Annotated in this window: 12 protein-coding genes; 7 read left to right on the top strand and 5 right to left on the bottom strand. The window is 48.9% G+C overall.

Annotated elements, in window-relative coordinates:
• Nucleotides 1-7 precede the first annotated feature (7 nt).
• Nucleotides 8-397: a RidA family protein gene (locus tag EFER_RS15415; protein WP_000023754.1), complete on the top strand. Its 390-nt coding sequence runs from the start codon at nucleotides 8-10 to the stop codon at nucleotides 395-397.
• A gap of 102 nt (nucleotides 398-499) precedes the next feature.
• A complete protein-coding gene (locus EFER_RS15410; RefSeq protein WP_001084237.1) occupies nucleotides 500-1,969 on the top strand; it encodes a sodium:solute symporter family protein in 1,470 nt (489 codons plus the stop codon).
• A 9-nt stretch (nucleotides 1,970-1,978) separates the two neighbouring features.
• On the opposite strand, the gene EFER_RS15405 is transcribed toward EFER_RS15410, so the two are convergent.
• A complete protein-coding gene (locus tag EFER_RS15405) occupies nucleotides 1,979-2,842 on the bottom strand; it encodes a MurR/RpiR family transcriptional regulator (protein WP_000331730.1) in 864 nt (287 codons plus the stop codon).
• A 180-nt stretch (nucleotides 2,843-3,022) separates the two neighbouring features.
• Between EFER_RS15405 and tsr the strand changes: the two genes are divergently transcribed.
• Entirely contained in the window at nucleotides 3,023-4,687 is a 1,665-nt protein-coding gene (tsr, locus tag EFER_RS15400; protein ID WP_000919500.1) for a methyl-accepting chemotaxis protein, read from the top strand.
• Nucleotides 4,688-4,868: 181 nt separating this feature from the next.
• Here the strand turns inward: tsr and fadH are convergent, their stop codons facing one another.
• The 4 genes from fadH to EFER_RS15380 form a co-directional block, all read right to left on the bottom strand.
• Nucleotides 4,869-6,887, bottom strand: coding sequence for an NADPH-dependent 2,4-dienoyl-CoA reductase (fadH, locus tag EFER_RS15395; RefSeq protein ID WP_000121398.1), 2,019 nt, complete (start codon nucleotides 6,885-6,887; stop codon nucleotides 4,869-4,871).
• Nucleotides 6,888-7,034: 147 nt separating this feature from the next.
• Nucleotides 7,035-7,289, bottom strand: coding sequence for a DUF3343 domain-containing protein (locus EFER_RS15390; protein WP_001206363.1), 255 nt, complete (start codon nucleotides 7,287-7,289; stop codon nucleotides 7,035-7,037).
• Nucleotides 7,286-8,053, bottom strand: a complete 768-nt coding sequence (gene yjiL / locus EFER_RS15385; protein WP_000222478.1) for a putative 2-hydroxyacyl-CoA dehydratase activator YjiL — start codon at nucleotides 8,051-8,053, stop codon at nucleotides 7,286-7,288. Before yjiL ends, EFER_RS15390 begins: the two co-directional genes overlap by 4 nt.
• A 9-nt stretch (nucleotides 8,054-8,062) precedes the next feature.
• Entirely contained in the window at nucleotides 8,063-9,214 is a 1,152-nt protein-coding gene (locus EFER_RS15380; protein ID WP_002431343.1) for a double-cubane-cluster-containing anaerobic reductase, read from the bottom strand.
• A 151-nt stretch (nucleotides 9,215-9,365) separates the two neighbouring features.
• Here EFER_RS15380 and EFER_RS24755 point away from each other — a divergent pair, with 151 nt between their 5' ends.
• From EFER_RS24755 to EFER_RS15365, 4 genes are all read left to right on the top strand, one after another.
• A complete protein-coding gene (locus EFER_RS24755) occupies nucleotides 9,366-9,488 on the top strand; it encodes a hypothetical protein (RefSeq protein WP_255121772.1) in 123 nt (40 codons plus the stop codon).
• A gap of 443 nt (nucleotides 9,489-9,931) precedes the next feature.
• Nucleotides 9,932-10,921, top strand: coding sequence for a bifunctional threonine ammonia-lyase/L-serine ammonia-lyase TdcB (gene tdcB, locus EFER_RS15375; protein WP_000548375.1), 990 nt, complete (start codon nucleotides 9,932-9,934; stop codon nucleotides 10,919-10,921).
• Nucleotides 10,922-10,942: 21 nt separating this feature from the next.
• Entirely contained in the window at nucleotides 10,943-12,274 is a 1,332-nt protein-coding gene (gene tdcC, locus EFER_RS15370) for a threonine/serine transporter TdcC (protein ID WP_000099375.1), read from the top strand.
• A gap of 289 nt (nucleotides 12,275-12,563) precedes the next feature.
• Nucleotides 12,564-13,874: an L-cysteine desulfidase family protein gene (locus EFER_RS15365; RefSeq protein ID WP_000333440.1), complete on the top strand. Its 1,311-nt coding sequence runs from the start codon at nucleotides 12,564-12,566 to the stop codon at nucleotides 13,872-13,874.
• Nucleotides 13,875-13,992 lie beyond the last annotated feature (118 nt).

Raw genomic sequence — 13,992 nt, 5'->3', positions numbered from 1 at the left:
AGTGAATATGAGCATTAAACGTTACGGTACGGAAGGTGGAACAGGCACTGGCGGGCAGCATTTGCCTTTTGCCAGGGCGGTTGAGGCGGGCGGCTGGCTGTACGTCTCCGGGCAAACACCCATGAAAAACGGTGAAGTGGTAGAAGGCGGAATCGTTGAACAGTCACGACTGGCGATCCAAAACTGTGTCGACATCATGACTGAAGCCGGTTATAGCCTGGCGGATGTGGTTCACGTGAAAGTGATCCTGACCGACGCCCGCTATTTCCAGTCATTTAATAAAGTATTCAGAGAATTTTTTGGCGAGAATCCGCCTGCACGTATTTGTTGTGTGGCTGATCTGGTTGTCGATTGTAAAGTCGAAGTCGATGTGACCTGTTATAACGCGACCCGCTAATAAATTTAAGAATTAAAAAAACAGACCGCAATTGAGTGCTGAATACATTCAGCACTCCGGGAACTCTTACATTATTCTCTCTCTACTGGCAGGATGTGAATTATGAACAGTCATATCTTTTTAGTCGGCTTTATTATTTATGCCATCGCCATGATTTGGCTTGGTTGGTTTGTTTCTCGTAATCAGAAAAGCGGAGAAGATTTTCTGCTGGGCGGGCGTTCACTGCCGCTGTTTCTGACGCTGGGGTCAACCGTTGCCACGATGGTTGGCACGGGTTCCAGTATGGGCGCAGTGGGTTTTGGCTACAGCAATGGCTGGGCCGGAATGCTTTATGGCGTCGGTGGGGCCGTAGGTATATTACTGGTGGCGTGGCTGTTTGCACCGGTACGTAAATTACGTTTTATGACCATGAGTGAAGAAATATCTTATTATACTGGCGGCAGCCATTTAATTAAAAATATTGTCGGCCTGATGATATTTATTGCCTCTATTGGCTGGCTGGGAGCGCATATATTAGGTGGCAGTATGTATCTTGCCTGGGCGACGGGTATTGATCTTACTGTAGCAAAATTAATTATCGCTTTGGCCTTTGCGATTTACGTTATTATCGGCGGTTATTCGGCGGTAGTGTGGACCGATACCATTCAGGCCCTAATTTTGTTCTTTGGCTTTATATTAATGGCTATTCTTGCCGTTGTTCACGTTGGTGGCTGGAGTGCGATTGAACAGGCGATGGACCCAAAAGCGATGAGCCTGTTTGCGATTGATAAAATGGGCGTGCTGCCTGCGCTTTCGCTGGCGCTGGTTATTGGCGTAGGTGTGCTGGCCACACCGTCTTATCGCCAGCGTATCTACTCGGGCAAAGATGTTCCCTCTGTACGCCGTTCGTTTGTTATTACTGGCGTGTTGTATCTGTTCTTCTCGATTCTGCCTGCCATTATCGGCATGGCGGCGTTCACCATGAACCCAAATCTGGAAAACAGCAACTACGCTTTCTTGTTCGCGACCAGCTTCTTACCTGCCATTCTTGGGCTGGTGGTGCTGATTGCCGGGCTTTCTGCCACCATGTCTTCTGCCAGTTCTGATGCCATTGCGGCAGTGGCGATTATGATGCGCGACGTCTACACCATGATTACCGGCAGAATGCCGCCGGAGAACAAGGCTATTACTTACTCACGCTGGATGTTGACCTTTGTTATTGGCCTGGCGCTGGTCTTCGCTCTGACCTCTAATGACATCATCAGCTACATTACCAAAATGATCTCGATGCTGATGTCCGGGCTGTTTATCTGCTCGATTCTCGGTCGCTTCTGGCTACGCTTTAACTGGCAGGGCGCGCTGGCGGCGTTAGTGAGCGGTATGGTGATGTCAATTGTGGTGCTGATGAATGCCGACTGGCTGGCTTACTGGGGTAACCCGTGTATTCCGTCAGTGCTGGGCAGCCTGGTCGCTGGCGTACTGGTGACGTTGGTAACGCCAGCAAGTCAGGTCAGCCGGGAAGAAGCTTTGGCTATTATCACCAATGAGCGTGAAAACCAGAGTGTCGTGATCACCAAACCTGAAGAAGCATAACCGACAATGCTAATCGCCAAGTGGCTGGCGGTTAGCGCCCCCACGGTGGCTGTCTAACACCAGTTTTATCCGCCGCAGGCGATCTTTCGCCTGCGCTTTATTTGCCATTGCCAGTTCTGTTGCCAGTACATCGACCATGGCTAACATCGCGTAGCGGGAAGGGGTGGGCTTAAAGATGTAATCACTTTCCTGAACCAGTAACGGCAATACCAGATCCACCTGTTCCGCCAGCGGTGTTTGTGCTGGCGTAATGGCAATAACACGCGCGCCATACTGACGGGCGATTGCCGCACTTTCGATGATTTCCGGTGTATAACCGCCCAGCGACAGCACAATCACCACATCCTGCGGCATCACTGCCGAGCACATCATTCTCATCATCAGGGCATCATTCTGACTAACCACAGGTAGCCCCAGACGGAATAAACGGTACTGAATCTCCTGTGAACAGATGGTGGAACCGCCGCCAGTTCCCAATGCAAGAATTTGCCGCGCCTGACTTAACCAGCTTACAGCCTGGCTGATGGCGTTCATATCCAGCGAACGACGATGCGTTTCCAGCACGCTGATAATTGATTCGTAGATCCCCTGAACACCGTCAAGATCCGGTACATCGAGAATAAATCGCTGCCCGATAGCCAGTGACTGCGCCAGTTTGACTTTCAGCTCGCGGACATCTTTACACCCCAGAGCACGGGCAAAACGCGTCACCGACGCCTGACTGGTTTGCGTTAACCGTGCCAGCTCAGCAATGGGCAGTTCCACCGCGGCGGGGACATCATCAAGAATAAATTGTGCGATACGCTTTTCAGTGGCGGTTAACGCCATAAACCGTTCGGTAATACAGGAGATGATATCGATGCTATAAGCCATGGGAGTATCACTGATTCGAAGACAATTGGTACTTTGTACCATAAACAGCCGCGACAGAGTGTGACATCGCTAAAAACGCAGGCTGACAGCGATAAAATCCGCCTTTTGAACGTGCCAAAACATAAAGTTTTTTCGTCTCAGGCCGACAACCAGAGTATCTGTCTAGTGGAACGAGAAAATATGTTAAAACGTATCAAAATTGTCACCAGCTTACTGTTGGTACTTGCCATTTTTGGCCTTTTACAACTGACATCGGGTGGTCTGTTCTTTAGTGCACTTAAGAACGACAAAGAGAACTTTACCGTTTTGCAGACGATTCGCCAGCAACAGTCAACGTTGAATGGCAGCTGGGTCGCACTGCTGCAAACGCGAAATACCCTTAACCGGGCGGGCATTCGCTACATGATGGATCAGAACAATATTGGTAGCGGTGCTACGGTGACTGAACTGATGCAGTTGGCGAGCATTTCTTTAAAGCAGGCGGAAAAAAACTGGGCCGAATACGAAGCTCTGCCGCTCGATCCCCGTCAGAGCGAAACGGCAGCTATTGAAATTAAACGAAATTACGATATCTACCACAATGCGCTGGCGGAACTGATTCAGCTGCTGGGGGCGGGCAAGATTAACGAATTTTTTGATCAGCCGACTCAGAGCTATCAGAACGGTTTCGAAAAACAGTATATCGAATGGATGCAGCAAAACGATCGCCTGTATGACATTGCCGTAGAGGATAATGACAGCTCTTACAGCCATGCAATGTTGCTGCTGGCGGGAATTTTGATTGCTGTTCTGGCTGTTATTGTTGCCGTCTGGTTTGGTATTAAACACTCACTGGTTGAGCCGATGAACCGCCTGGTGGACAGCATTCGCCATATTGCCGGGGGGGATCTGGTAAAACCCATCGATGTGGATGGCGATAATGAAGTGGGGCAACTGGCAGATAGCCTGCGTCATATGCAGAGCGAACTGGTGCGTACCGTCGGTGATGTGCGCAACGGGGCAGATGCCATTTACAGCGGGGCAAGTGAGATTGCCATGGGCAACAATGATCTCTCTTCTCGTACTGAGCAGCAGGCCGCTTCGCTGGAAGAAACCGCAGCCAGCATGGAACAACTGACCGCGACGGTTAAACAGAACGCTGAAAACGCGCGTCAGGCCAGTCATCTGGCGTTGAGTGCTTCAGAAACAGCACAACGTGGCGGGAAAGTGGTGGATAACGTGGTACAAACCATGCGTGATATCTCCACCAGTTCGCAGAAAATCGCCGATATTATCAGCGTAATTGACGGTATTGCTTTCCAGACCAATATCCTGGCGCTGAATGCGGCAGTTGAAGCGGCGCGTGCCGGTGAGCAAGGCCGTGGATTTGCCGTCGTTGCCGGAGAAGTTCGCACCCTTGCAAGCCGTAGTGCTCAGGCGGCGCGGGAAATTAAAAGCCTGATTGAAGATTCCGTTAGCCGGGTAGATACGGGATCGACTCTGGTTGAAAGTGCCGGGGAAACAATGGCTGAGATCGTCAATGCCGTGACCCGTGTGACCGATATCATGGGTGAAATTGCCTCGGCCTCTGATGAGCAGAGTCGTGGTATTGATCAGGTAGGGCTGGCTGTTGCTGAGATGGATCGCGTAACTCAGCAGAACGCCGCGCTGGTGGAAGAATCTGCCGCCGCCGCCGCCGCGCTGGAAGAACAAGCCAGCCGCCTGAACGAAGCCGTAGCGGTATTTCGCATCCACCATGAGCAACAACGCGCACGTGAAAGTGCAGTGGTGAAAACCGTTACCGCACCAGCGGCTCCCCGCAAAGCTGCCGTGGCAGATAACAGCGATAACTGGGAAACGTTTTAAGTAAGGAATACATTCGCTAAGATTGGTAACAAAGTACGCTTTTTGGCCTTGAAAATTATGTAAATTCAATATCTTGTATGAAAATCAGGTCGGATAAGCGTAGCGCATCAGGCAATCTTAAGTTTGTCAGTAGTCTCGCCGGATGAGTGCTTCATCCGGTTTTGCTTAAAAGCTGGAGAGATTAAATCTCCAGCGCCAGTTTTGTCCCCTGAGCTATCGCCCGACGCGCGTCCAGCTCCATCGCCACATCACAGCCACCGATCAGATGCACGGTTTTTCCGGCGTCGATCAGTGGCTGTGCCAGGGCGCGGTTTGGCTCTTGTCCGGCACAGATCACCACATGATCTACCGCTAAAAGCTGACTTTCACCGTTGATCATCACATGCAGCCCGTCATCGTCGATTTTCTGATAACTCACGCCAGGGAGCATTTTCACGCCGCGCGAGAGCAGAGTGGTGCGATGGATCCAGCCAGTGGTTTTTCCTAATCCTTGTCCGGGCTTGCTGGTTTTGCGCTGGAGCATCATGATTTGTCGTGGGCTACGGGGGATCTGCACACCTTGTGGGCTTAAACCGCCAGCTTGTTGCAGGCTGCTGTCGATGCCCCATTCGCTACAAAATTCGGCGACATTCTGGCTGGTGGATTCACCCGGCTGGCTGAGATACATCGCAGTATCAAAACCAATCCCACCGCAGCCGATAATTGCCACTTTCTTGCCTGTGGGGGCTTTATCGCGCAGTACATCGAGATAATTCAATACTTTTGGATGGTCGATCCCATCGATGGGCGGAATACGCGGCACGATGCCGCTGGCGAGGATCGTCTCATCGAATGCCTGTAACTGATCTGCCGTCACGGTGTGATTGAGTTTTAGCGTCACGCCCGTTACTTCGATCATTCGTCGGTAGTAGCGTAGCGTTTCGTAAAACTCCTCTTTGCCGGGGATCTGTTTGGCGATATTAAACTGTCCGCCGATCTCGCTGTGGGCGTCAAACAATGTTACCTGATGCCCACGTGCCGCTGCGTTGATAGCAAATGCCAGCCCGGCCGGACCGGCACCGACCACTGCCAGTGTTTTGATTTGCACGGCGGGAATTATCGGCATTTTCGTTTCATGGCAGGCGCGAGGATTTACCAGACATGAGGTGACTTTGCCAACGAAGATCTGATCGAGGCAGGCCTGGTTGCAGCCAATACAGGTGTTGATCTCATCGGCACGGCCTGCCTGCGCTTTTGACAGCAGCTCCGCATCGGCAAGAAACGGTCGCGCCATCGACACCATATCCGCATCGCCACGCGAGAGAATATCGTCGGCAACTTGCGGATCGTTAATACGGTTGGTGGTCACCAGTGGCAGCGAGACGTGACCTTTGAGTTTGCGCGTTACCCAGCTAAATGCCCCGCGCGGCACAGCGGTGGCGATGGTAGGGATTCGTGCTTCATGCCAGCCAATTCCGGTGTTGATTATGGTCGCGCCTGCCGCTTCAATGGCTTGCGCCAGTTCTATCGTTTCAGCAAAGGTGCTGCCATTTTCCACCAGATCGAGCATCGACAGACGATAGATGATAATAAAGTCGTTACCGACGCGCTCGCGCACCGCGCGTACCACTTCAACGGCAAATCGCATCCGATTACGATAATCGCCGCCCCACTGGTCGTTACGCTGGTTGGTGCGCAGAGTCAGAAATTCGTTGATCAGATACCCTTCGGATCCCATCACTTCTACGCCATCGTAACCTGCTTCTCTCGCCAGTTGCGCACAACGGGCGAAACTGTCAATCAGCTGCACGATCTCCTGGTGAGTTAATTCATGGGGAACGAAGCGATTGATGGGGGCCTGTAAAGCTGATGGCGCCACCAGATGTGGCTGATAACTGTAGCGCCCGGTATGCAAGATTTGCAGAGCGATTTTGCCTCCCTCTAAATGCACCGCCTCAGTAATCGTACGATGGTGCGGGATCTGGCTGGCATCATTCAGCATTGCGCCCCCTGCCATTCCCACACCTGTCGCATCCGGGGCAATGCCACCGCTCACAATCAGCGCCACGCCATGACGGGCGCGTTCAGCATAAAATGCCGCCAGCCGTTCGGCACCGTCCGGGTATTCCTCCAGCCCGGTATGCATCGAGCCCATCAACACGCGGTTTTTTAAAGTGGTAAAGCCCAAATCAAGCGGGGCGAACAGCGACGGGTAGCTCATAAAATTTTCCAGTATGTAAAATAATTGTTATGTGGTCGGATGAGTTCTAATTTAGCCGTCAGCATAGAAAAGGGAAAAGGGGAATGTAGGGTTTGTGATGGGATTCAAAAAAGCGTGCTGAATGTACAGCACGCAGAAGAATAATACTCAGGTCGTGGCAGGCCACGAGGCAATACAGTGCCAGCTATCATCCTGTTGGCAGTAGATGGATTCGGTAAAACCGGGTATTACCCATTGCAGTTCTTCCCCTGGATTACAGCTCAACCAGATACACAGCCCGCAACCGCCACGCAAATCACGGGGAATATCGGCAACACGAAAAGGGACTCCCGCAGCCTGTAATGCTTTGCGGGTTTTAATCACCCCTGGTGTTGAATGAAACAGAAACAAACACTCTCTCATCGGCGTGTTCTCTGCCGTTGACCTACCAGGGCTGCACCGATTGCACCCGCAAATTGTGCGTCGGGATGCGTATGCACAGGCATTGCCAGGTGACTTTCCAGCATGTGGGCAAAGGTGTGGCAATGGCTGACACCACCAGTGAACAGCAACGGCGCTTCACACGAAAGACGACCAATAAAATTTGCACTGCGGCGCGCCATTGCATTGATCACGCCTGCGAGAATGTTTTCGGGGGCCACGCCAGCCGAACGTAAACTGATCACTTCAGATTCAGCAAATACCGTACACATGCTACTGATCGCGTGCGGTTGTACGTCTTTGGTGATGCTGTCGAGTTGCTCGACGCTGGTGCCCAGTGTCCGAGAAATGACTTCCAAAAAACGCCCGGTGCCTGCCGCACATTTGTCGTTCATCAGGAAGTCGCTCAGGTTGCCTTCGTCATCCAGTTGGATAACTTTGCTGTCCTGCCCGCCAATGTCTATCACTGCACGCGTCTTTGGTGCAAGAAAACGCGCCCCCAGTCCGTGACAAGAGATTTCTGTCACTTGTTTATCTGCAAAATCAACTAATTGCCGCCCATAACCTGTCAGTGTCAGAAAAGGTGTGCTCGCCAGCCCGGCACGCAGTGTATCCCATGCTTCAATAATCGCAGCGGCCGGGCGAAACGGTGTCGGGCAGAGAAAACGGCGCATAATCACGCCGTCTGCCAGTAAGATCCCCTTGGTGGCGGTGGAACCAGAATCAATCCCTATTGAATACGTCACAACCACCTCTTACAACATTTCAATAAACGCAGCCACACGTGTGCTCAGTTGCCCGATATCCGCAGTGGAGTAGTCCGTTTCAATGGCGATATAAGGAATGTTGTGCTGCTGGCGAACGTGGTGCTTAATAGCCAGCGATTCCACCGCATAGGTATGACATGCCTGCAAAATGACATCCACCACGCCATCGACCTGGTACTCTTCTACCATTTGACTAAGAAGTTTAAGCCGTTGTTCATTAGGTGAAATACAGGAACAACCAATTGCCAGATATTTATCGGTCAATGCATCATAAACATCGCCTGTTTCAGCGACACACTGTTCGGTAGCTTTCGCCCCGGTACAGTTTTCATAACCGACCACCCAACCGCCATTCTCTTCTATCGCCCGTACAACTTTTTCTGCCGCACCGCCAATCGGGCAGCCGGTGATCAAAATACGGGGACGAGGATCCAGCCGTTCGCCAGATTCCCATTGTTGGCGAATACGAGCTGTCATCGCCTCAAGCTCACTGATCAGCACTTCTTTATCGAAACGGAAAGTGGCACCGTACACCACTTTCAGGATGTCGCTGCCGCTGAGTGCAGGCGGATTTAATTGACCAAGATGATAAAAGTCTGCCAGTGCCCGGCGTTCGCGGTTTTTAAGTGCTATCGCTTCCCGCAGAGCCTCTTCGCTGATCGTCTTACCAAAACGCGTTTCTATGACTTCCTGCAAACGCCGCATTTCAGCTTTCCACAGCGCGCGGGAGGCTTGATCCTGCACACTGTTCGGCAGTTGCATTACATGGACGGGCTTAAATTCCGCCATGTATTCATACATTTTCTTTTTTCCATCACAGGTTGTTTCACCTACTACCAGGTCAGAAAAATAGAAATAGGGGCATTTATCGGTTTTGCCAAACCCGTAACTGCTTTTGATAAGTGGGCAGAGATTACGTGGTAAATCTTTTTCTGCTTCTTCGATAGTTTCGTCAGAGGTGGAACACAATGAGACCACAACCGCCCCGGCAGCCATCGGGATCTCCTGAGGCATAAAGGTGCAGTATGTTCCTACGAGGGGGATTCCCCGTTCTTTAAGCTCCATAACGGTGAGAAAACCTTTCTGGCGAGCTTCAGAGAACTGATTAAAAATGGCGGGTAGATCGGTAATAAGTGACATGATTTTCCTTCCCCGTACCACGGGAGATGATGAAATGAGTTCACATTATAACCATGAGTTTTATATGGTTTATTTGATCTGACGTAAATGGCGGTTACCGCCTGAATCTTAACAATGCTGAAATTCCTAAAACTAATCAGGAGCAAACCAGGTGAATGAAAAATACCTGTTTCAACGTCAGCGGGAACTGAATATCTCTTATCGCGTGGTGCCGCATCCGTTAGTCACCACGGCCTGTTACGTTTTTTGCACTCAGGTGGCTATACGCCTGTAGTGATGAATAATTCTGATGGAATTTCAATGAAGCAGTGGGAGTGTGTATGCCATTTTCTTATTATCAGGAGGAATAGGCTGTTACGGAATCAAAGTGTGAAGGTGAAAAGCACATTAAATTAAAAAGATATTTATAAGCCTAAATTCTTTAAAGTCTAAGATAATTCATCTTTTTTAAAAAGAATGATATTTAAATAATTTTAATGCTTTGGCATTATCAGTTAACCATGCTTGATATGACCTGGTATTCAATATCAAATAGTCTTTAAAATTTATGATTTTTATTCCAGAGATGGAGTAGGGTTGTACTGATTAACGTCTGATATTCTTATGGATAAATATAAAAGATAATTTGTGAGTTGGCGCACATAACACAATTTTCTTATTTTTTACAATTCTCAGCATTATTGATGTCATGAATTCGGTAGTGTGAGTCTATTTTAAATGCATATAACATATGATCTTCCGGTGACGATTAAAGACATTATTGAGGCAAAGCACCGTCTGGCAGGGCGAGTTTATAAAACCGGGATGCCTCGCTCTAACTATTTTAGTGAATGTTGCAAGGGAGATATTTTTCTTAAGTTTGAAAATATGCAACGCACAGGGTCGTTTAAAATTCGTGGCGCATTCAATAAACTTTGTTCGCTCACGGATGCAGAAAAAAGTAAAGGCGTTGTCGCCTGCTCTGCCGGGAATCATGCACAGGGCGTCTCTCTCTCATGTGCAATGTTAGGTATTGATAGCAAAGTCGTGATGCCAAAAGCAGCACCAAAGTCAAAGGTGGCAGCTACCAGGGATTATTCTGCACAGGTTATCCTGCATGGCGATAACTTCAATGAAACCATTGCCAAAGTTAGTGAAATTGTTGAAATGGAGGGCCGTATATTTATTCCTCCTTATGATGATCCGAAAGTGATTGCAGGTCAGGGAACAATTGGTCTGGAGATTTTAGAAGATCTCTATGATGTAGATAATATTATTGTACCTATCGGTGGTGGTGGGTTAATTTCCGGCATCGCCCTTGCGATTAAATCAATTAACCCGACGATTAAAGTCATTGGCGTGCAAGCTCAAAATGTTCACGGCATGGCGGCGTCATTTTTTGCCGGAAATATAACCACTCACCGAACAGGCAGCACCCTGGCGGACGGTTGTGATGTTTCTCGCCCAGGTCAAATAACCTATGAAATTGTTCGCCAACTTGTCGATAATATTGTCCTGGTGAGTGAGGATGAGATCCGTAACAGTATTATTGCCTTAATTCAGCGTAATAAAGTTGTCACCGAAGGTGCTGGAGCATTAGCCTGTGCGGCATTATTAAGCGGTAAACTCGATAGTGATATCCAGAACAGAAAAACCGTCAGCATCATTTCTGGTGGCAATATCGATCTTTCCCGCATTTCTCAAATAATCGATTTTGTTGACGCTTAATTTTTTTGTAAGGATCAGGATATGAGTTCGACTGATAACATAGTCTCTGGCAAGGCACAACATTCTTACTGGCGTAAGTCAGATACTACCTGGACACTGGGATTGTTCGGTACAGCTATTGGTGCTGGTGTGTTGTTCTTTCCTATTCGGGCAGGTTTTGGCGGCTTGATCCCTATTTTAGTGATGTTGGTACTGGCGTATCCCATTGCTTTTTATTGCCATCGGGCGCTGGCGCGTTTGTGCCTCTCAGGTGCTAATCCTTCCGGTAACATTACCGAAACGGTAGAAGAACACTTCGGAAAGACGGGGGGCGTGGTGATCACTTTCCTCTACTTTTTTGCTATCTGCCCGCTGTTGTGGATTTATGGGGTCACGATTACCAATACGTTTATGACCTTCTGGGAAAACCAACTGCATCTGCCCGCGCTTAACCGCGGTTTTGTCGCGCTGTTCTTATTGTTGCTAATGGCGGTCATCATCTGGTTTGGTAGGGATCTGATGGTGAAGGTGATGAGTTTTCTGGTGTGGCCGTTTATTGCCTCTTTAGTGTTAATTTCTCTTTCATTGATTCCCTACTGGAACTCCGCCGTTATCGATCAGGTGGATCTCAGTGCACTGTCGCTTACTGGACATGACGGTATTCTGGTAACCGTATGGCTGGGAATTTCTATTATGGTGTTCTCCTTTAACTTCTCGCCGATTGTCTCTTCTTTTGTCGTATTTAAACGTGAAGAGTATGAAAAGAAGTTTGGACGCGACTTTACCGAACGTAAATGTTCCAAAATTATCTCCCGCGCCAGTATATTGATGGTCGCAGTAGTGATGTTCTTCGCCTTTAGTTGCTTGTTTGCTCTTTCTCCACAAAATATGGCAGAGGCCAAAGCACAAAATATTCCTGTGCTTTCTTATCTGGCAAATCACTTTTCTTCGATGTCAGGTTCGCAGTCAAGTTTTGCTCTGACGCTGGAATATGCCGCCTCTATTATTGCTCTGGTTGCTATTTTTAAATCCTTCTTTGGTCATTATCTCGGTACGCTGGAAGGGCTAAATAGGTTGATTATTAAGTTCGCGTATAAGGGCGACAAAAGTAAAATTTCGATGAGTAAATTGAATACCCTAAGTATGGTGTTCATTATGGGGTCGACCTGGCTTGTAGCCTACGTTAATCCCAATATTCTGGATTTGATTGAAGCGATGGGAGCACCAATAATCGCTTCGCTACTTTGTCTTCTGCCGATGTATGCCATTCATAAAGTTCCGTCGCTGGCGAAATATCGGGGGAGAATAGATAACGTTTTTGTTACCGCTATTGGTCTGCTGACGATTTCAAATATTGTCTACAAAGTGTTCTGAACGGTACTTACGTAAACAGGTTCTCTTTTTCATCCTCTGGGCGTGGTTAACTTCGCCCATTTTTTTTATTGTGATCTTCATCAAATGAAGAAATATTTTTCTCTGTATAAAGTAATTGGAGAAAAATATTACTTGCCTGGTGATATTATACGACTCTTTGAGTAAGTATTTCTCTCTCTAAACGCGTATCATTTTTCTCATACTTATCAAGCATATGTGTTTATTCGCGTCAGCGGTTTGGTGCTACGTATTTCTCCGTTGCTGGCGTTTTCCTTTAAAGGTTGTTGCTATGTGTGAGACATCATTAAACCCGTTATGGCAGAGTTTTATCCTCGCTGTGCAGGAAGAAGTTAAACCAGCTTTAGGCTGTACAGAGCCGATTTCATTGGCGCTGGCAGCTGCGACAGCGGCTTTCCATCTGCCTGGTAAGCCGGATCGTATTGACGCCTGGGTTTCGCCTAATCTGATGAAAAATGGGATGGGGGTAACGGTGCCCGGCACCGGAATGGTGGGCTTACCTGTTGCGGCGGCTTTAGGCGCGCTGGGGGGCGATCCTGACGCCGGGCTGGAAGTGCTTAAACGTGCCACGGCAGCAGATATTAGCGCAGCAAAAGAGATGCTCACTGCGGGCAAAGTGACGGTGAAAATAGAGCAACCGTGTGACGAAATCCTTTTTGCACGCGCAAAAGTTAGCCGTGGTGAGGCGTGGGCATGTGTCACCATAGTCGGCGGGCACAGCAATATTGTGAGTATCGAAACAGATAAAGGCGTGATATTTAGCCAGCCCCCTGTAGAGCAGGGGGAAGTACAGGAATCGCCCCTGAAAGTACTGGCAACCGCTTCTCTGGAGCAAATCTATGACTTTATCAACGCCGTTCCGTTTGATTCTATTCGTTTTATTCTTGATGCCGCAAAACTCAATGGTGCACTTTCTCAGGAAGGGTTAAGTGGTAATTGGGGCTTACATATTGGCGCAACGCTGGAAAGACAGTGTGCAAAAGGTTTGATGACGAAAGATCTCGCCAGCTCGATTGTCATTCGTACCAGTGCGGCTTCGGATGCGCGAATGGGGGGAGCCACGCTTCCGGCAATGAGTAATTCCGGTTCTGGTAACCAGGGCATTGCCGCCACGCTGCCAGTGATGGTGGTGGCTGAACATGTGGGCGCTGATGAAGTGCGGCTTGCCAGGGCACTGATGTTGTCTCATCTGAGTGCCATCTATATCCATAATCAGCTACCACGGCTTTCGGCGTTATGTGCAGCAACGACCGCAGCGATGGGGGCTGCCGCAGGAATGGCGTGGCTGGTTGATGGACGTTTTAGCACCATTGCGATGGCAATCAGCAGTATGATTGGTGATGTCAGTGGAATGATTTGTGATGGCGCTTCAAACAGTTGCGCGATGAAGGTGTCAACAAGCGCATCGTCAGCGTGGAAAGCCGTATTGATGGCCCTGGATAATACAGCAGTAACCGGTAATGAAGGGATTGTGGCGCATGATGTCGAGCAATCTATTGCCAACCTGTGCGCACTCGCCAGTCATGCAATGCAACATACAGACCGGCAGATAATTGAAATTATGGCGCATAAGGCACGTTAAAAACATCTTTGCGATAAAGAACAGGAATATTTATTTATCCTGCGACTGAGGATAAATATAAAATAAGCTGATGTGCTACGCTAATCTGGCCTACTTTGGACTGCAATATATTGAATTG

The organism is Escherichia fergusonii ATCC 35469 (assembly GCF_000026225.1).
GTDB classification, from domain to species: domain Bacteria; phylum Pseudomonadota; class Gammaproteobacteria; order Enterobacterales; family Enterobacteriaceae; genus Escherichia; species Escherichia fergusonii.
This window is presented reverse-complemented; position numbering and strand designations above follow the sequence as displayed.